23 protein-coding genes are annotated in these 20,050 nt (G+C 65.4%); 10 read left to right on the top strand and 13 right to left on the bottom strand.

All coding sequences use genetic code 11. The features are described 5' to 3' along the window. Positions 1-11 precede the first annotated feature (11 nt). Positions 12-707 carry a TetR/AcrR family transcriptional regulator gene (locus KHN96_RS07295; RefSeq protein WP_045786419.1) on the bottom strand — a complete coding sequence of 232 codons (696 nt, stop codon included), beginning with the start codon at positions 705-707 and terminating at the stop codon, positions 12-14. Positions 708-831: 124 nt separating this feature from the next. Between KHN96_RS07295 and rsxB the strand changes: the two genes are divergently transcribed. Both rsxB and nth read left to right on the top strand, forming a co-directional pair. Next, entirely contained in the window at positions 832-1,665 is an 834-nt protein-coding gene (rsxB, locus tag KHN96_RS07290) for an electron transport complex subunit RsxB (protein WP_254171184.1), read from the top strand. Positions 1,666-1,676: 11 nt separating this feature from the next. Further along, on the top strand, positions 1,677-2,321 hold the full coding sequence (gene nth, locus KHN96_RS07285) for an endonuclease III (protein WP_045786418.1): 645 nt from the start codon (positions 1,677-1,679) through the stop codon (positions 2,319-2,321). 50 nt (positions 2,322-2,371) lie between these two features. Here the strand turns inward: nth and KHN96_RS07280 are convergent, their stop codons facing one another. Both KHN96_RS07280 and KHN96_RS07275 read right to left on the bottom strand, forming a co-directional pair. Then, positions 2,372-2,959: a malonic semialdehyde reductase gene (locus KHN96_RS07280; protein ID WP_045786417.1), complete on the bottom strand. Its 588-nt coding sequence runs from the start codon at positions 2,957-2,959 to the stop codon at positions 2,372-2,374. Positions 2,960-3,038: 79 nt separating this feature from the next. Beyond that, complete coding sequence (locus KHN96_RS07275) at positions 3,039-3,974, bottom strand: DMT family transporter (protein ID WP_045787826.1); 936 nt, start codon at positions 3,972-3,974, stop codon at positions 3,039-3,041. Positions 3,975-4,080: 106 nt separating this feature from the next. On the opposite strand from KHN96_RS07275, the gene KHN96_RS07270 reads away from it, so the two are divergent. Beyond that, positions 4,081-4,515 carry a DUF1841 family protein gene (locus KHN96_RS07270; protein WP_045786416.1) on the top strand — a complete coding sequence of 145 codons (435 nt, stop codon included), beginning with the start codon at positions 4,081-4,083 and terminating at the stop codon, positions 4,513-4,515. A gap of 76 nt (positions 4,516-4,591) precedes the next feature. Here KHN96_RS07270 and KHN96_RS07265 read toward each other — a convergent pair whose 3' ends face one another. After that, entirely contained in the window at positions 4,592-4,990 is a 399-nt protein-coding gene (locus KHN96_RS07265; RefSeq protein ID WP_045786415.1) for a c-type cytochrome, read from the bottom strand. An 11-nt stretch (positions 4,991-5,001) separates the two neighbouring features. Beyond that, positions 5,002-5,349 (bottom strand): c-type cytochrome, encoded by a 348-nt coding sequence (locus KHN96_RS07260; RefSeq protein ID WP_045786414.1) that lies wholly within the window; start codon positions 5,347-5,349, stop codon positions 5,002-5,004. Between the two features lie 288 nt (positions 5,350-5,637). Between KHN96_RS07260 and KHN96_RS07255 the strand changes: the two genes are divergently transcribed. The 5 genes from KHN96_RS07255 to KHN96_RS07235 all read left to right on the top strand — a co-directional run bounded on the left by KHN96_RS07255 (position 5,638) and on the right by KHN96_RS07235 (position 9,216). Beyond that, positions 5,638-6,519: an AAA family ATPase gene (locus KHN96_RS07255; RefSeq protein ID WP_062739349.1), complete on the top strand. Its 882-nt coding sequence runs from the start codon at positions 5,638-5,640 to the stop codon at positions 6,517-6,519. Between the two features lie 13 nt (positions 6,520-6,532). Continuing rightward, positions 6,533-7,138 carry a GNAT family N-acetyltransferase gene (locus tag KHN96_RS07250; protein ID WP_045786412.1) on the top strand — a complete coding sequence of 202 codons (606 nt, stop codon included), beginning with the start codon at positions 6,533-6,535 and terminating at the stop codon, positions 7,136-7,138. Further along, positions 7,135-7,461 (top strand): DMT family transporter, encoded by a 327-nt coding sequence (locus KHN96_RS07245; RefSeq protein ID WP_045786411.1) that lies wholly within the window; start codon positions 7,135-7,137, stop codon positions 7,459-7,461. The genes KHN96_RS07250 and KHN96_RS07245 overlap by 4 nt, the downstream gene beginning before the upstream one ends. 30 nt (positions 7,462-7,491) lie before the next feature. After that, positions 7,492-8,667 (top strand): vWA domain-containing protein, encoded by a 1,176-nt coding sequence (locus KHN96_RS07240; protein ID WP_045786410.1) that lies wholly within the window; start codon positions 7,492-7,494, stop codon positions 8,665-8,667. A 150-nt stretch (positions 8,668-8,817) separates the two neighbouring features. Continuing rightward, on the top strand, positions 8,818-9,216 hold the full coding sequence (locus KHN96_RS07235) for a nuclear transport factor 2 family protein (RefSeq protein WP_062739350.1): 399 nt from the start codon (positions 8,818-8,820) through the stop codon (positions 9,214-9,216). A 71-nt stretch (positions 9,217-9,287) separates the two neighbouring features. Here KHN96_RS07235 and KHN96_RS07230 read toward each other — a convergent pair whose 3' ends face one another. From KHN96_RS07230 to KHN96_RS07215, 4 genes are all read right to left on the bottom strand, one after another. Next, the gene (locus KHN96_RS07230) at positions 9,288-10,163 is read right to left on the bottom strand and encodes a spermine/spermidine synthase domain-containing protein (RefSeq protein ID WP_062739351.1); all 876 of its coding nucleotides are present in this window, start codon (positions 10,161-10,163) and stop codon (positions 9,288-9,290) included. Positions 10,164-10,171: 8 nt separating this feature from the next. After that, positions 10,172-10,930, bottom strand: coding sequence for a tetratricopeptide repeat protein (locus tag KHN96_RS07225; protein ID WP_062739352.1), 759 nt, complete (start codon positions 10,928-10,930; stop codon positions 10,172-10,174). Positions 10,931-11,059: 129 nt separating this feature from the next. Further along, complete coding sequence (locus KHN96_RS07220; RefSeq protein WP_062739353.1) at positions 11,060-11,569, bottom strand: DUF1993 domain-containing protein; 510 nt, start codon at positions 11,567-11,569, stop codon at positions 11,060-11,062. Positions 11,570-11,615: 46 nt separating this feature from the next. Beyond that, positions 11,616-12,086, bottom strand: coding sequence for an Lrp/AsnC family transcriptional regulator (locus KHN96_RS07215; protein WP_045786405.1), 471 nt, complete (start codon positions 12,084-12,086; stop codon positions 11,616-11,618). A gap of 142 nt (positions 12,087-12,228) precedes the next feature. Between KHN96_RS07215 and KHN96_RS07210 the strand changes: the two genes are divergently transcribed. Beyond that, the gene (locus KHN96_RS07210; RefSeq protein ID WP_062739354.1) at positions 12,229-13,716 is read left to right on the top strand and encodes an aminotransferase class V-fold PLP-dependent enzyme; all 1,488 of its coding nucleotides are present in this window, start codon (positions 12,229-12,231) and stop codon (positions 13,714-13,716) included. 44 nt (positions 13,717-13,760) lie between these two features. Here KHN96_RS07210 and KHN96_RS07205 read toward each other — a convergent pair whose 3' ends face one another. The 4 genes from KHN96_RS07205 to KHN96_RS07190 all read right to left on the bottom strand — a co-directional run bounded on the left by KHN96_RS07205 (position 13,761) and on the right by KHN96_RS07190 (position 19,207). Beyond that, entirely contained in the window at positions 13,761-14,204 is a 444-nt protein-coding gene (locus KHN96_RS07205) for a thioesterase family protein (protein ID WP_045786403.1), read from the bottom strand. Between the two features lie 875 nt (positions 14,205-15,079). Beyond that, positions 15,080-15,583: a DNA-deoxyinosine glycosylase gene (locus KHN96_RS07200; RefSeq protein ID WP_045786402.1), complete on the bottom strand. Its 504-nt coding sequence runs from the start codon at positions 15,581-15,583 to the stop codon at positions 15,080-15,082. A 16-nt stretch (positions 15,584-15,599) separates the two neighbouring features. Beyond that, a complete protein-coding gene (gene htpG, locus KHN96_RS07195; protein WP_062739356.1) occupies positions 15,600-17,522 on the bottom strand; it encodes a molecular chaperone HtpG in 1,923 nt (640 codons plus the stop codon). A gap of 212 nt (positions 17,523-17,734) precedes the next feature. Beyond that, a complete protein-coding gene (locus tag KHN96_RS07190; RefSeq protein ID WP_045786400.1) occupies positions 17,735-19,207 on the bottom strand; it encodes an aminotransferase-like domain-containing protein in 1,473 nt (490 codons plus the stop codon). A gap of 116 nt (positions 19,208-19,323) precedes the next feature. Between KHN96_RS07190 and KHN96_RS07185 the strand changes: the two genes are divergently transcribed. After that, entirely contained in the window at positions 19,324-20,043 is a 720-nt protein-coding gene (locus KHN96_RS07185) for an alanyl-tRNA editing protein (RefSeq protein ID WP_062739357.1), read from the top strand. Positions 20,044-20,050: the final 7 nt, after the last annotated feature.

Raw genomic sequence — 20,050 nt, 5'->3', positions numbered from 1 at the left:
GGCGGTGCGCGTCAGCCCTTCGGTTTCTCGAGGTACGCCAGAAGCATCTTGATGTGGAGCTGCGCGAACGCTTCGTGCTCATCGGCCGAGGCAATGTCACGCCCGACCACTGCGCTGATCGTGTAACGGTTGGACAGCACGTAATAGCCCAGCGCCGAAATCGTCAGGTACAGCCGCGGCACGTCGACATCGTCGCGGAAGACGCCCGCCCGCTGGCCGCGCTCCACCACGCCGCGCAGCACGTCAATGACCGGATTGACGAGCTCGCCGAGGTGCGCAGACGTCTTCAGATGCCGCGCCTCGTGCAGGTTCTCGCTGTTGAGCAGGCGGATGAACTCGGGGTTCTCGTAATAGAAATCCCAGACGAAACGCGCAAGCTGGATCACCGCCTCGCGCGGGTCGGACGACTCGATCTGCACCTGCTCTTCCGCCTCCTTGAAGCGGAAGTACATGTGCTCGAGCACGGTCAGGAAGAGCTTTTCCTTGCTGCCGTAGTAGTAGTACAGCATGCGCTCGTTGGTTTCCGCCCGGCGCGCAATGGCATCGACGCGGGCGCCCGCAAAGCCGCCGCGCGCAAACTCTTCGATGGCCGCGGCAAGAATGCGTCGACGCGTGCCGGCAGGGTCGCGACGGGCACGAGGGGCGGCGGATCCGCCCTGGGCATCGACGTCCAGGTCGGGGAGCGGCGCGGCGGGGTAAGACGGCATGGCACGTCGGTCCGTTGGAACGCAGGGATTATGTCATAGGGATAAGACATGCCCGCCGCACACGATGTCAGGGCATGCACGCCTTGCGCGACGGACAAATCGGCGATAATGCCGGGCTATTCAAATGACAGATCCCATCGTGGTTTCCTTGCCCCCCACATTGGCCGCATCCCTGGCCGACCGGCTCGAAAACCTCCTGCCGCAAACGCAGTGCACGAAGTGCGGCTACAACGGCTGCCGCCCGTACGCCGAAGCCATGGCCAGCGGCGAAGCCCTGCCCAACCGCTGCCCGCCGGGCGGCGCGGAAGGCATCCGCCGGCTCTCCGAAGCCCTCGGCCGCCCGGGCGAGCTGCTGCCGCTGGACCCGGCCAACGGCGTCGAGCAACCCCGGGCGGTGGCCGTCATCGATCCGGAGCGCTGCATCGGCTGCACGCTGTGCATCCAGGCGTGCCCGGTTGACGCCATCGTCGGCGCCCCAAAGGCGATGCACATGGTGCTCGAAGACTGGTGCACCGGCTGCGATCTCTGCGTGGCGCCCTGCCCGGTCGATTGCATCGACATGGTCACCGTTACCGGCCAGCGCACGGGCTGGGATGCCTGGAGCCAGCAGCAAGCCGACGTCGCCCGGGACCGCTACGTCTTCCGCAACGCGCGCCTCAAGCGCGAACAGGCCGAGAACGAAGCACGCCTCGCCGCCAAAGCCGCGGCCAAGCTCGCCGCCGTGAACGCCGAGCAGCCCGCAGATGAGGCTGAGCTGGCCGCGCAGGCGCGCAAGAAGGCGATCATCCAGGCCGCCATCGAGCGTGCCCGGCAGAAGCAGGCCGAAATGGCGGCGCGCGGGCAAGGTCCGCGCAATGTCACCAACGTGCCGGCCGATGTACAAGCTCAGATCGACGAAGCCGAAGCCCGCCGCAAGCGCATCGCCGCGCTCTCCAAACCCGACGCCGACAACACCTGACACCGCCGCCGATGAATGCCGCCCGCCGCCGCGCCATCTTCGAGACCCTGCGCGAGAACAACCCGACGCCGACCACCGAGCTGGAATACACCACGCCGTTCGAGCTGCTGATTGCCGTGCTGCTCTCGGCACAGGCGACCGACGTGGGGGTGAACAAGGCGACGCGCAAGCTGTTTCCTGTGGCCAATACGCCGGCCAAGATCCTGGCGCTGGGCGAGGACGGGCTGACCGAGTACATCAAGACCATCGGCCTGTACCGCACCAAGTGCAAGCACATCCTGCAGACGTGCCGCATCCTGCTCGACCAGTACGGCGGCGAGGTACCGCGCGATCGCGCCGCGCTTGAAGCGCTGCCGGGCGTGGGCCGCAAGACGGCCAACGTGGTGATGAACACCGCATTCGGTGAGCCGACGATCGCCGTGGACACGCATATCTTCCGCGTGGCCAACCGCACGGGGCTGGCGCCGGGCAAGAACGTGCTGGAAGTCGAGCTGAAACTGCTGAAGGTGGTGCCGGAGGAATTTCGCCAGGACGCGCACCACTGGCTGATCCTGCATGGGCGCTACGTCTGCAAGGCCCGCAAGCCGGAATGCTGGCACTGCGCCATCGAGCCGCTGTGCGAGTTCAAGCCGAAAACACCGGCGCCGAAGGAATGAAAAACGGGGACATCGCGTCCCCGTTCTTCTTTGCGTCGGTCGCCCTCCGATCAGACGATCTTGCAGGCTTCCTCAAACGTCAGGCGCGGGTTGCGCGGATGCAGCTTTTCCACGTCGCCGTAGCCGATGTTCATGATGAAGTTGACCTTCCACTGCCCGTCCGGGAAGAACGTTGCGTTGACCTTGTCGGCGTCGAAGCCGGCCATCGGGCCGCAATCCAGGCCCAGCGCACGCGCGGCTATCACGAGGTAGCCGCCCTGCAGCGAGCTGTTCATCAGGGCTGCGGCGTTGATCTTGGCCTGGTCCCCGGCGTACCACGAACGCGCATCCGTGTGCGGAAACAGCTTGGGCAATTGCTCGTGGAACTGCGTGTCGTACGCAACGATGACCGTCACGGGCGCCTGGCGCGTCTTCTCCTGGTTGCCCGCCGACATGCACGGCACGAGGCGCTCCTTGGCCGCCGCGCTCTTGACGAACACGAAGCGCGCCGGGGTGCTGTTGGCGGCGGTCGGGCCGTACTTCACGGTGTCGTACAGCGTGTGCAGCAGTTCGTCGTCGACTGGCTTGTCGAGCCACACGTTGTGGGTACGGGCTGCGTGGAACAGTTGGTCCAGCACGGACGGTTCAAGCATGGGCATTGCAAAGCGCTCCAGAAAAGAGTCAAGGATCGCATTGTAATGGCGGCGCCCGCCTTGCGTCAGGCCACCGGGCGGCGGATCACGCCATGTCGTCGGCGCGGTGTCCGGTGGGCTTGGCGTCGGCGCGGGTGAGCCACAGCACGCCGGCCAGAATGAGCACGCCGCCGGCCATCTGCATGGGAGCGATCGACTCGCCGAGCAGCCCGGCCGCCAGCAAGACCGTCACCACCGGTTCCAGCGTCGACAGCATCGAGGCCTGCGCCGCCCCAAGCTTCTGCAGCCCGGCAAAGAAGCTCAGGATGGCGACCACCGTCGACAGGCCGGCAATCGCCAGGGCGGCGGCCCAACCCGCAAACGTGCCGGGCAGTTGCGCCGGCGCGCCCAACAGTGCCATCCCGGTGTAGACGACCGCCGCGGCAGTGCAGATGACGGTCGTGCAGGCGAGCGGATCGAGCCCGCGCGTCACGCGTGCACCGACCGTGATGTAGACGGAGTAGATCGCCGCCGACGCCACGCCCAGCGCAATACCGAGCGTGCTGCCGCCCGAGAGGCCCGCGCCGCCCACGGTGAGCCCGGCGCCCACCGAGCACAGCACCAGCGCAATGATGGCCGTCGTCGTCAGTCGCTCGCGCAGGAAGATCGCGGCCAGCACCGTCACGAACATCGGATACAGGTACAGCAGCAGCGCCACCAGGCTGGCCGGGGCGTAGTTCAACGCCGTAAAGAACGTGAACGACTGGCCCGCATAGCCGATGCCGCCCATCGCGGCCAGCCCGGCCACGCGCGACCACGGCGGGATGCCGATGCCGCGCACGCGCATCACCACCATCAACGTGGCCGCCGCGATGACAAAGCGCACCATCAGCAGCCCGACCACGTTGGCGCCGCTCGCATAGGCGTAGTGCGTGAAGATGGCCATCGCGCCGAAGGACGCTGCCGATATGGCAATCAGGAAGACGCCGAGGAGCTTGTCGCCCGCGCGTGCGGCCAGGGTGGAATCGGTGCGTTGTCTCATGGTGTGCGGCGTTGGTTGCGGGATCGCCGTCTGCGGTGTGGCGCGCCATTGTAGCGTTGGCGCCGCACCGGCACGTGCCGCAGCGCGCCGGTACAATGGTGGCATCATGTTCAATCCCTCCCGCGACGAAGTTCGCCAATTCTTTTGCGGCGCCTGGCGCAAGCATTGCCAGGCGGAAATCCTCACGCCGCTCGAAGCCATGGCGGTCGACTGGATGCTGCAGCATCCCGAATACCACGACACGCTCGAAGCCGGCGATGAGGCCCTGGCCCGCGACTACACGCCCGAGAGCGGGCAGAGCAACCCGTTCCTGCACCTGTCGATGCACCTGTCGATCAGCGAACAGGTGTCGGTGGACCAGCCGCGCGGCATCCGGGCCGCCTATGAAGCGCTGGCCCAGCGGCTCGACTCGCCGCACGAGGCGCAGCATCAGGTGATGGAATGCCTCGGGCAGATGCTGTGGACCGCCCAGCGCACCGGCCTGCCGCCCGACGGCGACGCCTACATCGAATGCGTGCGCAAGCGCGCCACCGCCCGATAAACGCCTTCGCGCCAGCCCAACAAAAAACCGCTCCGGAGAGCGGTTTTTTGTTGGTGGCTTTTGCCGATGCAGCAGCTTACTTCTTCAGCACCAGCGAGCCCGGCAGCGATTCGATATAGGCGGCGATATCCTTCAGCTCGGCCTGCGTGAACGGGCGTGGTTTGCCGTCTGCGCCGATGGTCGCCGGGTTGCTGTTGACCTGACCCGCCATGATGGCGTTGCTGCGGCCGACCAGCGGGTTGTTGCTGGTCTGATAGGCCAGCAGCGCATGATAGATGTAGTCGCCATGCTGGCCGGCGAGCTTCGGGTAATCCGGCGAGATGGGGGCGTTCAGGCCAGCGCCGTGGCAGGCCGCGCAGGCGCCCTTCTCCACCAACTGCTTGCCCTTTTCCAGGTCCGCAGCCTGCGCCGACACGGCGACACCCAGCATCCATGCGCCCAGACCGGACGCGATTGCGAGCGAGATCTTGTTCATGTTCTTCCTCGTCACTTCTGCGGGTTGTTGGGCGTGGCGGGCGTCTGCTGCGAGTAGTACGCGGCCAGGTTGGCGATGTCCTGGTCCGTCAGCGAGCCGGCGATGGCGCGCATGGTCGGGTGCTTGCGGTCACCCTTCTGGTATGCATGCAGTGCGGCCTCGATGTACTTCGCGTTCTGGCCGCCCAGGTAGGGCACGCGATACACCTCGGGGAATGACGTCTTGTAATCGGGGATGGCATGGCAGCCGATGCACATGGCGACCTTGCTCTCGGCGGCGGCCGCGTTGCCTTGGACGTCGGCTGCGGAGGCTGACGCGGCCAGCGCGGTCAATGCCACCATGGTGAGGATCTTTTTCATCTCGTTCTTAAGCGTGGAGTTTCAGAATCCTGCTCGCCCTGCCTGCTGGACCTGTCAGCCGGCCGTCTCTCTGGGCGCCTTCACCGACTACTGGCAAGAGGCCACCAGGCGGTCATTTGAGGTGCGTCAAACCGGCGCATTGTAACGCACGGCATTTTTTCCAGTCCAGTTAGGGGTCCCGTGACTTGACAGCGTGCAATGGCGCGCCCGCCAACGCCCGGCGGCAAACGGCCAAATGCTCTTATACTGGCCGTTTCCCAATCTTTTACCGCTCAGTAGGCTTGCACGATGAACACCACCACCTCGCCTGCCGCACCCGACCAGCGCGCGCGTTTCGAAGGCTCCGCCCAGTACGTCGCCACCGATGATCTCAAGCTCGCGGTCAATGCCTCGATGACACTGCAGCGCCCGCTGCTGATCAAGGGCGAGCCCGGCACGGGCAAGACCATGCTCGCAGAGGAAGTGGCCGCCGCGCTGGGCATGCCGCTGCTGCAGTGGCACGTGAAGTCGACCACCAAGGCCCAGCAGGGGCTGTACGAGTACGACGCCGTCTCGCGCCTGCGCGACTCGCAGCTCGGCGACGACAAGGTCCACGACATCCGCAACTACATCGTCAAGGGCGTGCTGTGGCAGGCGTTTGAAGCCGACCAGCCTGTCGTGCTGCTGATCGACGAGATCGACAAGGCCGACATCGAATTCCCGAACGATCTGCTGCGCGAGCTGGATCGCATGGAGTTCTACGTGTACGAGACGCGCGAGACCATCCGCGCCAAGCACCGCCCGCTGGTCATCATCACGTCAAACAACGAGAAGGAACTGCCCGACGCGTTCCTGCGTCGCTGCTTCTTCCACTACATCAAGTTCCCGGATGCAGAGACGATGCAGGCCATCGTCGATGTGCACTACCCCGGCATCAAGCCCGCGCTGGTCAAGGCCGCGCTGGACGCGTTCTACGAGATGCGCAACCTGCCGGGGCTGAAGAAGAAGCCGTCGACGTCCGAGCTGATCGACTGGCTCAAGCTGCTGCTGGCCGAAGACATTCCGCCGGAATCGCTGCGCAGCCACGACAAGAACGCTGCGATTCCGCCGCTGCACGGGGCGCTGCTCAAGAACGAACAGGACGTGCACCTGTTCGAGCGCCTCGTGTTCATGAACCGCGCCAACCGCTGAGCGGAGCCGCAAGATGTCGCGCCTGATCGAGCCCGTCACCCTGTCCGGCCAGCACGCCTGGCTCGAGCCGCTCGGCCCGGAACATGCGGATGAAGTCCGCGCCGCAGTCGCCGACGGCGAGCTGTGGAAGCTGTGGTACACGTCCGTGCCCTCGCCCGAGAAAGTCGGCGACTGGCTGGCGATCGCGATGGACATGCGCGAGCGTCTCGGCGCCATGCCGTTCGTCGTGCGGGAGATGCGCGACGGGAAGCCGGGCAAGGTCGTTGGCGCCACGCGGTTCTTCAACGTCGACGAGGCCCATCGCCGGCTGGAGATCGGCCACACGTGGTATGCCAAATCGGTGCAGCGCACCGCCGTCAACACCGAATGCAAATTGCTGCTGCTGACGCACGCGTTTGAAGCGCTGCGCTGCATCGCGGTGGAGTTCCGCACGCACTGGATGAACCACCAGAGCCGCTCCGCCATCGCCCGCCTGGGCGCCAAGCAGGACGGCGTGCTGCGCAATCATCAGCGCATGCCCGACGGCAGCTTCCGCGACACGGTGGTCTTCTCGATCATCGAATCGGAATGGCTGACCGTGAAGCGGCATCTGCAGTACAAGCTGGAGCAGCATCCATGAACCCGTGGCTGCTGCTGGCCGGCACCATCGTCACTGAGGTGATCGGCACGTTGTGCCTGCGCCTGTCGGAAGGGTTTTCCAAGCCGGCGTGGATCATCGGCACGGCCGTCTGCTATGGGCTCGCGTTCTGGGGCCTGGCGATCGTCATGAAGCGCATCGACATGAGCATCACCTATGCGGTGTGGTCAGGCGTGGGCACGGTGCTGACGGCCATCGTCGGCATTCTGCTGTTCAAGGAAGGCGTGTCGATGGCCAAGCTCTCGGGCATCGGCATGGTGGTGGGCGGCGTGGTGCTGCTGAACATGAGCGGCGCCTCCCATTGAAGGCACCGGGCGCACGGAGCGGAGACAGACATGCTCATCGATTTCTTCTTCACCCTGCGGCAGGCCAAGCTGCCGGTCTCGGTCAAGGAATACCTGACGCTGCTCGAAGGGCTCAAGCAGCAGGTCATCGCGCCCTCGCTCGACGAGTTCTACTTCCTGGCGCGCATGACGCTGGTGAAGGACGAGAAGCACTTCGACAAGTTCGACCAGGCCTTCGGCGCATATTTCAAGGGCGTGGAAGGCGCCGTCGACTGGCGCGCGGACATTCCGCTCGACTGGCTCATCAAGAAGCTCGAACGCGAGCTGTCGCCCGAAGAGAAAGCCAGGATCGAGGCCATGGGCGGCCTCGACAAGCTGATGGAGCGGCTCAAGGAGCTGCTGAACGAACAGCACGAGCGGCACGAAGGCGGCAATAAATGGATCGGCACCGGCGGCACGTCGCCGTTCGGGCACGGCGGCTACAACCCGGAAGGCATCCGCATCGGCGGCCCATCCAAGGGCAACCGCACGGCCGTGAAGGTGTGGGAAGCCCGCGCCTACAGAGACTACGACGACACCGTCGAACTGGGCACACGCAACATCAAGGTCGCGCTGCGCCGCCTGCGCAAGTTCGCGCGTGACGGTGCCGACATCGAACTCGACCTCGACGACACCATCCACTCGACCGCGGCCAACGCCGGCCTGCTCGACATCAAGATGCGCCCCGAGCGGCACAACAACGTCAAGGTGCTGATGCTGATGGACGTTGGCGGCTCGATGGACGACCACATCAAGCGCGTGGAAGAACTGTTCTCAGCCGCCAAGACCGAGTTCAAGCACCTCGAGTACTACTACTTCCACAACTGCGTGTACGAATGGCTGTGGAAGAACAACCGGCGCCGCCATGCGGAGCGCTTCTCCACGTGGGACGTTATCCGCAAGTACCCGCCCGACTACAAGCTGATCTTCGTGGGCGATGCGACGATGAGCCCATACGAGATCCTGCAGCCCGGCGGCTCGGTGGAATACAACAACGCCGAGGCGGGTGCCGTGTGGCTGAACCGCTTGATCGAGCAGTTTCCGAAGTTCGTCTGGCTGAATCCGGAGCCGGAAGCGCTTTGGCAGTACCGGCAGTCCATCTCGGTCATCAACCAGATCGTGAAGACGCGCATGTATCCGGTGACCATCGCCGGGCTGGAATCGGCGATGCGGCTGCTGTCGAAGTAACGCGCCTTCCCGCATTCCTCCGGGCCTGGATGCGGTCATTACCTGCCGCGTAATCGACACCGTCCACGCCAGCATCGAAGATGAAGCCATGCAGCACGGAACGCGGATCACCGTGCCATGCAGCTTCCTCGACTCCCACGGAGAAATGCCATGACCATCACGCAACTCGCCGTCAACGAAAACCTCGCCGATACGCTGGTCGAGCGTTACATCGCCGCCTGGAACGCGACCGACGCCGCACAGCGCCGCACCCTCGTCGCGCAAACCTGGACGGAAAGCGCCACCTATGTCGACCCGCTGATGCAGGGCACGGGCCATGACGGCATCGACGGGCTCATCGCCGGCGTGCAGGCGAAGTTTCCGGGGTTCCGCTTTGCGCGCGACGGCGGCGTGGACGTGGTTCAGGACACGCTCCGCTTCCGCTGGACGCTGGGCCCCGACGGGCAGGCGCTGGTCAAGGGCACGGATTTCGTCCGCATCGCAGACGGCCGCATGCAGGCGGTCACCGGCTTCATCGACCAGATGCCCGGCATGGGCGATGCGGCCTGAGCACGTGCCTTCGCCACAAGCAAACGCCCCGGCATGCCGGGGCGTTCTGCATTGACGCGGGACCGTGGCGCTCAGATCGTCAGCATGGCTTCCTGGCCGGCGTTGGCATTGCGCAGCCCCTGCGCCCACCCCTTGGTCGGCAACTTGAGCGATGCCTGCAGCACCGCCGCCCGCGCCTGCACGGCTCCCCAGCTCACCTGCAGCGGCGGGCCGTTGAACGCCAGCGCAATCACGTTGCCATCGTGCACTTCGGGGAAGACGAGCACGCGGTTGTCGAACGCATCGCAGATGCGCTCGATGTTGCGCGGGAAGCTGGTGTGGTCGCCGAACAGGTTGATCGTCATCACGCCCGGGGCGCGCAACACCTGTCGGCAAGCCTTGTAGAACGCCGGCGTATCGAGGACCGGACCACGCGCGGTGGCGTCGTACAGGTCCACCTGCAGTGCGTCCACGGTGCCATGGTGGTTCGCATCCGTGACCCAGTCATAGGCGTCCTGCTCGAGCACGCTCAGGCGCGCGTCGTCGAATGGCATGTGGAACATGCTGCGCGCGGCGACGATGACCGACGGGTTCAGCTCCACCGCCGTGACACGCGCCGGCGCGAGCTGGCGATGGCAGAACTTGGTCAGCGCCGCAGCGCCCAGCCCAAGCTGCACGACATGGAAATCCGGGCGGGAAGCCGGATCCAGAAACAGCAGCCACGCCATCATCTGCTGCGCATATTCCAGCTCGATCGCGTCAGGCTTGGACAGCCGCATGGCACCCTGTACCCACTCGGTGCCGAAGTGCAGATAGCGCACCCCCGACAGCTCCGAGAACGTGACCGGCGCAAAGCGCGGCGCCATGCGCTTCGGTGCATCGCCGTGGTCGGCACGCTCTTCGCGCTTGGCGCGAGCCGGACGGCGCGAGGCCACGGCCTCGATGGATTTGCGTTTCAACAGCGTCATGAATGGGATCAACGGGAAGAGGACTGGGCGGCGGCCGCACGCTGCAGCCATTCGCGATTGTGGTCTTTGGCGTAGCGTGTCCAGTGTTTGGCGTCGCGCAGGATGTCATCGAACAAGGCTTGCGCGCGCTGCTTGTCGGCATCGTTGTCCTGCGCGCGCAGCCATTCGCCGAAGAGACAGCGGGCGGCCGCGTCGTTGGCACACGTGAGCGCCTGCTCGAACGCTTCGCGGGTATTCGGCGCGCCGGTGGCGGCCAAGGCACGTGCGTACAGCAACGTGGGATCGGGCTGCTGGCGTGCAATGCGATGGACCTCGAACAGCTTCTCCAGCGTGTCCTTGGCGAGTGCCGCGTCGCCGGTGGCGGACTGGGCGCGCGCCAGGCAGAGCAACAGAGCCGGGTCCGAGGCAAACGGGCCCGTGGCGGCCTGCTCGAAATGCTCGCGCGCCTCCTTGGCGTTGCCGGCTTGCAGCAACGCCTCGCCCAGACGCAGGCGGTGCTGCACGGTCGGCGCGCGATCGAAATCAATGCGCGCTTCGCGCACGGCGCGGTTCGGGTCGATCAACTGGGTGACGGCGCGGCCGGCCACGCGGGCGCCGCGCGAATGGCGAATCTCCGGCAGGTAAATGGCGAAGAAATACACCACACTGCCCAGCAGCGGAAACACAAACAGAATGAACAGCCAATACATGTTCTGGTTGCTGCGCACACAGTGCACGGCAAAGAACAGCGCAACGATGACGTGAAACCCGATTCCGAAGAACGACATATCAGGAGCCCGATGACAGAACACGCCGACGCACCGCCGGCCACGGGCGCGATTGTGACAGATGAGCCGATGAAGCAGAAAAACGCTGCCCGGGCTTGCGCCGCCGGCGTACTGCCACCGCCGGGTGATTCACTCGCGGCCGAGATAGTCGAACTTGCCGATCTCCACGCCGTTATGACGCAGCAGCGCATACGCCGTGGTCACGTGGAAGTACAGATTCGGCAGCACGAAGCCGCGCAGGTAGTCCAGGCCGTTGAAATGCAGTTCGCGCGTCGGGCTCTTGAGCGTGATGGCGCGGTCTTCGCTGCCCTCAAAGGCTGCGCGGTCGATGCTGTTGACGAAGGCCAGCGTCTTGGCGATGCGTGCCTTCAGTTCGGGAATCGTCGCCTCGTCATCCGGATACGAAGGCACCTCGGTGCCGGACAGGCGCGCCGCCCCACCCTTGGCCATATCGCACGCAATCTGTACCTGGCGCGTGAGCGGGTGCATGTCGGGCGCCAGGCGCGCGTTCAGCAGGTTGGCCGGGTCGAACTTCCGGGCCTCGGCATGAGCCGCGGCCTTGTCGAGCAGGGCCGACAGGTTGCCCAGCATGCGATTGGCGGTTGGCACCAGAAACGCATACATCGACGGGGTCGTCATCAGGTTCTCCTCGGGTAGCAAAAACGGGGACAGCGGCGGACGCGCTTCAGCCCGCGTTGGCGTCGTCGCGCACCGGCAGTGCGGTCGAATACTTGATCTGCTCCATCGCGAACGAGGCGCTGACGTCCGACAGCGGCACGGCCTTGATGAGTTGCTTGTACACGCGGTCATAGTCTTCGATGCCGGTGACCGCCACGCGGAGCAGGTAGTCGATATCGCCACTCATCCGGTAGACCTCGACCACCTCCGGCATGTCGCAGACCACCTGTGTGAAACGCTGCGCCCATTTCTCCGTGTGCTGGTCGGTGCGCACGGCAACGAACACGGTGGTGCCGACGCCGAGCTTGCGCGCGTCGCACAGCGCCACCTGCGCGCGGATGACGCCGGTCTCCTTGAGCCGCTGCACCCGCTTCCAGCAAGGCGTCTGCGAAAGATTCACGCGCTGCGCCAGTTCGGCAATGGGCAGCGTCACGTCGGCCTGCAACAACCTCAGCAGTTCGCGGTCAATGGCGTCCATGGGCTCTCAAAAATGGTTTCTTCAGATGGCACATTCTAAGGAATTATTTTCCTGACAAGCCGAATTCTGCAGGGCATTTTGAATTATTTTTCCCGCGTGCCCGCCGTATCATTTCCTCGACCGAATGCCTCCAGAGAACGAAATGACCGATCGCAACACCAACACGCCGCACTACCTCGACTACGCCGCCACCACGCCGGCTGACCCGCGCGTGATCGCCGCCATGATGGCGTGCCTCGGCATCGATGGCGCCTTCGGCAACCCGGCATCGAGCTCGCATGCAACCGGCCGGCTGGCGCGCGACAAGGTCGAGCGCGCCCGCGAACAGGTGGCCGCGCTCATCGGCGCGGATGCGGACGAGATCATCTGGACGTCCGGAGCCACCGAATCCAACAACCTCGCGCTGAAGGGCTACGCAGACACCGCGACCGCGAAGCGCCATCTCGTCACCAGCCGGATCGAGCACAAGGCCATCCTCGACACGATGGCGAACCTGTCGACGCGCGGCTGTTCCGTCACGTACGTGGCGCCGACTTCTTCCGGGGAAATCACGGCCGAGGCCGTCGCCGCGGCCATCGGCCCGGACACAGGACTCGTCTCGCTCATGCTGGTGAACAACGAGCTCGGCACCCTGACGGACATCGGCGCCATCGCGCAGATCGTGCACGCCGCGGGCGCGCTGCTCCATGTCGACGCGGCGCAGGCGCTCGGCAAGACGCCCATCGACGTACGTGCGCTCGGCATCGACATGATGTCGATATCCGCCCACAAGGTGTACGGGCCCAAGGGCATCGGCGCGCTGTATGTCCGGCGCGACATCGCAGCGCGCATCGCACCGCAGATGCACGGCGGCGGACACGAGCGCGGGCTGCGCTCCGGCACGCTGGCCACGCATCAGATTGTCGGCATGGGCGTCGCGTGCCAGCTGGCGGCAGAAGACCTTGCGAGTGAGACGGCTCGCATTGCCGCGCTCAGCGAGCGGCTGAAAACGTCGGTGCTGGCGCTCGGTGACGTGGTGCATAACGCTGGCACGACGCAGCGCATTCCGCACACCTTGAGCCTGACGGTCAATGCGCCGGGCTTCTTCCCGTTCATGCTGGGTGACACGCTCGCGGTGTCGTCCACCTCGGCGTGCAATTCCGCAGCCGGTACGCCATCGCATGTGTTGTCGGCCATTGGCCTGGACGCAGCGGCCGCGGGCCGCACGGTGCGCATCAGCCTCGGCCGCTTTACGACCGGGCACGACATTGACGCGGCCATTGCCTGCTTCCGCCAGGCCATCGAGCAATGCCGGGCCACGGCATCGAGCGGGTTGGCCGCCTCGCGGCAGATCGTGCCGGCAGACCTGAAAGCCATCCGCGATGCGGGGTTCCGCTCGGTCATCTGCAACCGCCCCGACGGCGAAGGCGACGACCAGCCGGCCTTCGCGGAAATCGCCGCGGCTGCCCGCGAACTGGGGCTGGAAGCGCGCTACCTGCCCGTGGAGCCGAACCGCATCGGCGATGCGGAAGTCGATGCGTTCGGCGCCTTGGTCGATGCATTGCCGAAACCGATCCTGGCGTACTGCAGAAGCGGCAACCGCGCGAGCGCGCTGTGGAACCGGCTGGCGGATCAGCGCCAAGCCCGGTAGGCGCAGCGGTTCACACTCGATGCGCGCTGTCCGCCCGGCGCCGTTTACTCCACCCAGTTGACTTTCGGGAAACGGCCGGCGAACGCCTGTGGCATCGGCACGACCTTCTTTGCCACGTAGTCGAAGAACACGAAGCCGGACTTGGCCATGGCGATCAGCGTGTCGTCGGCCGGACGCGTGATGCGGAAGATGATGTCGCCGCCGTACTTGTTGAAGTCCATCACGCCAACCTCGAACAACAGCTGGTCGCGCGCATGCGCTTCGTTGCGGTACATGGTGGCGAGATCGGTCACGATGATGCCGGCGCCCTCATGGTTCACGTCCTCGCTGGCAAACTCGTAAAGGAACCGCGCCCGCGCCTCGGAGATCATCGAGATCATCGAGTCATTGGCAAGATGGTTGGCCGCGTTGATATCGGTCACGCGCACGGTGAGGTGGGTGCCATAGCAGAATTGGTCGGCGGGCAGATCGAGCTTGAGACGGGCCATCGTGGAATCGGCAGGAACGAAATGAGCGCCGCCCTGACGGGGCGGGCGGCAAGGCGCTCATCATACGCGCCGGCCTGCGCGTTGCACGATGCGCTGCCGACGCAACCGTGCGAAGCCCCCGCCGCGATCCCTGCATGCGCTCGAACGTGTCCGCGTTCGTCATCACAGCGGGCGACAAGGCCCGACGACGTGCCACACCGTCTGCATCTTGCGGTGGCGCAGCCCCCCCCCCCGTGAACGCGCATACCATGTCGCCCTTGGGATGCGTGCAAAAAAAAATCGGGCCTGTTTTGCAAATGCTTCCCGGCCCGTCGATGAACAGTTGTGCAAAGGTCGGTGTCGCTTAGCGCGGGCTCGTGCTCGTGGCGCCCGTGCCTGCTCCGCTCGCGCTGCCGCTTGAGCTCGTGCCGGTGCCATATCCCGGTTGAGACATCGAGCCCGTCCCTGGCGTCACGCTCCCGGAGCCTGCAGCCGAGCCCGTTCCGCTACCGGCGGCAGTACAGCCGGCGAGAACGCCTGCGATGACGAATGCGAGCGCACTGATTGAAGTTGTCTTGCTCATGTGGTCCTCCATCTTTCGGGTGATCAGCCTTCCCCAGAGCACGCACGTGCAACGCCTGGAGGGCTGTGACGACCGACGAGCAAACGACGTTCCAACGCACCCGCACGGTACGTAAAGACGACCTCGCCCCGTTGGAGGAGTGAGGACGAACATCGAGGGTTGGACATGCTGATGGAACATGCACTGCACCCGCGCACGAGGTGGCTCGGCATGACAGGGCAACACGGGCGGCCCGTTGCGATGGCGACTGCGCTCGTTGCCTTGGCTGTACTAGCCCAGACGCCGCTGCATCGATGACAGCGTGCCTGGATCGTCAGCCCGGCATATCGAGCCATCGCCGCAGCGTCCGCCAGACGTGCAGCTTCTCGGCGTACGGAACGGTATAGGCGGGGCTACTGGAAGGCAGCCGCAGGATGTGATGCCGATCACCATGCCGCCCGAGCGCCTTCACACCCATGCGCTCGGCCGTCCCGCCATTGAAGGCAATCGCAACCAGGTTCGGTAGCGATTCGATCAAGCCCACCAGATCATTGCCGGCGTGGTCGCGGATCTTGCTGTCCAGGCTGCCCTCGCGCTTGGCTTGCGCCACCACGTCCCACAGGCCGATGCGATGTGCCAGGAGCGTTTGCAGGCGCGCGGCGTAGTCCATGCCCGGCAGATCTTCGCCGATGACGTCACCGACGAGCCGCCAGAACTGGTTGTGCTTGTAGGCGTAGTACTGCGATTGCGCAAGCGATGCCTCGCCGGGCAGGCTGCCCAGGATCAGCACGCGCGTGTGCGCGTCGACCACGGGCGGAAAGCATCGCTTGAGCGTCACTGCGACAGTACGTCGATCAGGCCAGCAGGCGGTTCACGCGCTGCACATAGGCAGCCGGATCGGCCAGCGCGCCGCCTTCGGCCAGCAACGCCTGGTCGAACAGCACATGCAGGCGATCCTCGAACGCGGCGCGGTCCTGCTCATTGCCGGTCACGGTTTCCAGCAGCGCCAGCTTGCGCACCAGCGGATGCGTCGGGTTCAGCTCCAGCACCGGCTTGGTCTCGGGCGCCTTCTGCCCGGCCTGCTTGAGCAGGCGCGCGAGCGTGCCGCTGATGTCGCCTTCATCGGCTACGAGGCACGACGGCGAGTCGGTCAGGCGGTGCGTCACGCGCACGTCCTTGGCCTTGTCGGCAAGCACTGCCTTGGCGCGCTCGACCAGCGCCTTGAACTCGCCCTCCACCTTGGCGTGCTCGGCCTTCTCGGCTTCGTCTTCCATGGCGCCGAGGTCCAGATCGCCGCGCGCCACCGACACGAGTTCCTTTTCTTCAAACTCGTGCAGGAACGAGAGCATCCACTCGTCCACGCGATCGGTCAGCAGCAGGACTTCGACGCCCTTCTTGCGGAAGATCTCGAGGTGGGGGCTCGATTTGGCGGCCGTCCAGCTCTCGGCGGTCACGTAGTAGATCTTGTCCTGGCCTTCCTTCATGCGGCTGACATAGTCGGCCAGCGAGACGGTCTGGGCGCTGTCTTCGTTGTGCGTGGAAGCAAAGCGCAGCAGCTTGGCAATGCGGTCCTTGTTGGCGTGGTCTTCGCCGATGCCCTCCTTGAGCACCTGGCCGAAGTTCTGCCAGAACGTGGCGTACTTTTCCTTCTCGGCGGCGTCATCCGACTCGGCCATCGATTCGAGCATGCCCAGCACGCGCTTGGTCGAGCCCTCGCGGATGGCCTTCACGTCGCGGCTTTCCTGCAGGATTTCGCGCGAGACGTTCAGCGGCAGGTCGGCCGAATCGATCACGCCCTTCACGAAGCGCAGGTAGCCCGGCAGCAGCTGCTCGGCGTCGTCCATGATGAAGACGCGCTTGACGTACAGCTTCAGGCCGCTGCGGCGCTCGCGGTCCCACAGGTCGAACGGCGCGTTGGTCGGGATGTACAGCAGCTGCGTGTATTCGCTGCGGCCTTCCACGCGGTTGTGCGTCCAGGCGAGCGGCTTGCCGTTTTCGTGCGCGATGTGCTGGTAGAACGCGACGTACTGATCGTCGGTCACGTCGGCGCGCGGGCGCGCCCACAGCGCGCTGCCCTGGTTGATGGTTTCCCATTCGTCCTGGGCAACCATCGCCTTCTTTTCTTCGTCCCACGTTTCCTTGCGCATCTGGATCGGCAGGGAGATGTGGTCCGAGTACTTCTGCACGACCGACTTGATGCGCCAGGCATTGAGGAAATCGTCCTCGCCCTCGCGCAGGTGCAGCGTAATGGTGGTGCCGCGCTCGGCGCGCTCGATCGTGTCGACGGTGAATTCGCCGTCGCCGGCGCTTTCCCAGCGCACGCCTTCATTGGCAGGCACGCCCGCGCGGCGCGATTCCACCGTCACGCGATCGGCCACGATGAAGGCCGAATAGAAGCCCACGCCAAACTGGCCGATGAGGGCAGCGTCCTTCTGCTGGTCGCCCGAGAGCTGGCTGAAGAACTCGCGCGTGCCGGAACGGGCGATGGTGCCGAGGTTGCGGATGGCCTCGTCGCGGCTCATGCCGATGCCGTTGTCGGCAATGGTGAGGGTGCGCGCGGCCGCATCGAAGCCGATGCGGATGCCGAGCTCACCGCCGCCCTCCAGCAGCTGGGGGTTGGCGATGCCCTCGAAGCGCAGCTTGTCCACGGCATCCGAAGCGTTGGAAACCAGCTCGCGCAGGAAGATCTCCTTGTTGCTGTACAGCGAGTGGATCATCAGGTGCAGAAGCTGCTTCACCTCTGCCTGGAAAGCCATCGTCTCGTGCGGTGCGCTCATGTGTGTGATGTGCAAAAAGTCAGTGAAAACGAAAGCGAAGCGGGCTCCACGTCACGTATGCCCGCGTGAATTTGTGTCGCTAGATAGGGCGTCCGGCCTCAATTTCAAGAGCGGCGTTCGGTTTGCTGCGGTCCTTCTGCCTGGTCTGTCTGGTCATGTTCGTGGCACTTGCTGCCTGGAACGGGCGAAAGCACCGGCGTACATATGCAACTTCAGCCCTTTTCCAGCTGCTCGGCCAGGAAGCGCAGCATGTCGGGGTCCCCGCTGGTGGCGATGTTGAAGCGCATCCACGTGGACGGCATTTGCGACGGCGAAAACAGGCTCCCAGGCGCAAACACGTAGCCTTGTTCGTGCCCGGCGCGGGCGATGGCGTTGGTGTCCTGCCCTGTGTCGGCCCACAGGAACATGCCGGCGCCCTGCTGCGCAAAGAGTTTCAGACCCATGCGCTCCAGATTGCGCTGCACGCCGTCGCGGGCCCGATCCAGTCGGCCACGCACCCGTTCGACATGCTTGCGGTACTGCCCTTCGGTCAGGATCTTGTACAGCACGCGCTCGTTGATCTCGGGCGTGGCAAACCCGGTGAGCAGCTTGGCATCGGTCAGGTTCTTGGCCAGTTCCGGATGGCAGGCGATGAAGCCCACGCGCAGGTTCACCGCCAGCGTCTTGGAAAAGCTGTTCAGGTAGATCACGCGGCGCAACTGGTCAAGGCTCGCCAGCCGCGTGGCCTGATAGCCGGGCGGGGCAAGGTCACCGTAGATGTCGTCTTCCACGATCAAGAAGCCGTATTGCTCGGCCAGCCGCAGCAACTGGAAGGCCTTGGCCGCCGACAGCGACGTGCCGGTCGGGTTGTGCAGGATCGAGTTGATCACCAGGAGCTTGGGGCGGCGCGCCTGCACCAGCCCTTCCAGCGCGACGAGGTCCGGCCCCTCGGTGGTGTAAGGCACGCCGATCACCTGCGCCCCCTGCGCAGCGAAGCGGCCGAACATCAGGAACCACGCCGGATCGCCCACGAGCACCGTGTCGCCCGGCTGCACGTACTGGCGAGCGATGAGGTCGAGCGACGCGGTGATCCCCGAGGTCACGACGATCTGTTCGGGCCGCGCCCCGATCTCGAGTTCCGCCAGCCGGGTCTGCAACTGCTGGCGCAGCGGCAGAAAGCCCTGCGGCGTGCCGAGCGACAGAAACTGGTTGCCGTTCAGCCGTCCGAGCGAACGCAATGCATTGGCGATGAGTTCGCCGTCCAGCCAACCGTTGGGCAGGAAGCCGACGCCCGGGGCCTTGCGCGGCTCGGCCGAGTGGAACATGTTGCGCAGCAGCCAGGTCACGTCGATCTTGCGCGCCGTCGCCGGCGGTGGGGGCGGCTCCTCCGGCAGCGGCGTGTGGCGCTCCTTGACGTAGAAGCCGGACCCGCGACGCGACTCCAGATACCCCTGCGCCACCAGCCGCTCATAGGCCTCGACCACGGTGAAGCGCGAGATGCTCTTCTCCTGCGCCAGCTGCCGGATCGACGGCATGCGCATGCCGGCCCGAAACACACGCTCGTCGATGCGCATGCGGGCCCATTCGGTCAGCTGGTCCACCAGCGTCATCTGCGCCGAAGGAATCGGGTCGGGCAACTGCTCCGCGGCCGGACGTGCCGCCGGACGGCGGGCGTCCAGGCTGATGATGTGAGAGGAACCGGTCATGATGGAAGGGCCGAAAACTGTACCGAAAGCGCCACGATAAAGTGTACAGGTACTGTACAGACGCACTTCGTTACCATCAAGGTCGGACTTTCGCCCCCACGCTACGGAGCACCGCCATGCCGACGCTGAAGCGCTTTGACGAAGACGCCTACCGCACCACCTGCGACGCCACCGTCGTCGCCGTGCATGCCGATGGCATCGAGCTGGACCAGACCGTGTTCTACGCCCGCAGCGGCGGCCAGGCCGGCGACACCGGCGTGCTGGTGCTGAGCGACGGCCAGACCGTGGCGATTGCCGACACGGTCTACAGCCCCGATCGCCAGACCGTGCTGCACGTGCCGGCCGAAGGAACAGACCTCGCCCGGATGGCGCCCGGCACGGCCGTCACCGCCACCATCGACTGGGAGCGCCGCCACCGCCTGATGCGGCTGCACACGTGCCTGCACCTGCTGGGCTCGCTGATTCCGGTGCCGGTCACGGGCTGCGGTATCTCGCCGGATTCCGGCCGCATCGATTTCGACCTGCCCGAATCGACGCTCGACCGCGACACGCTGACCGCGCAACTGAACGAGCTCATCGGCCGCAACACACCGGTGCGCATCGACCTCATCACACCCGAGGAACTGGCCGCGCAGCCGGAGCTCGTGCGCACCATCGGCGCGGCGCCCCCGGCGGGCGCGTCGGCCATCCGCATCATCCACATCGGCGGCATCGACCGCCAGCCGTGCGGCGGCACCCACGTGCGCGCCACCGGGGAAATCGGCCGCGTGGTCGTCACGAAGATCGAGAAGAAGAGCCGGCAGAACCGCCGGGTGGCCGTGGCGTTTGCCGATTGAACAGCAC

Origin of the sequence: Ralstonia mannitolilytica, from assembly GCF_905397375.1 — a bacterium.
Lineage (GTDB): Bacteria > Pseudomonadota > Gammaproteobacteria > Burkholderiales > Burkholderiaceae > Ralstonia > Ralstonia mannitolilytica.
This window is presented reverse-complemented; position numbering and strand designations above follow the sequence as displayed.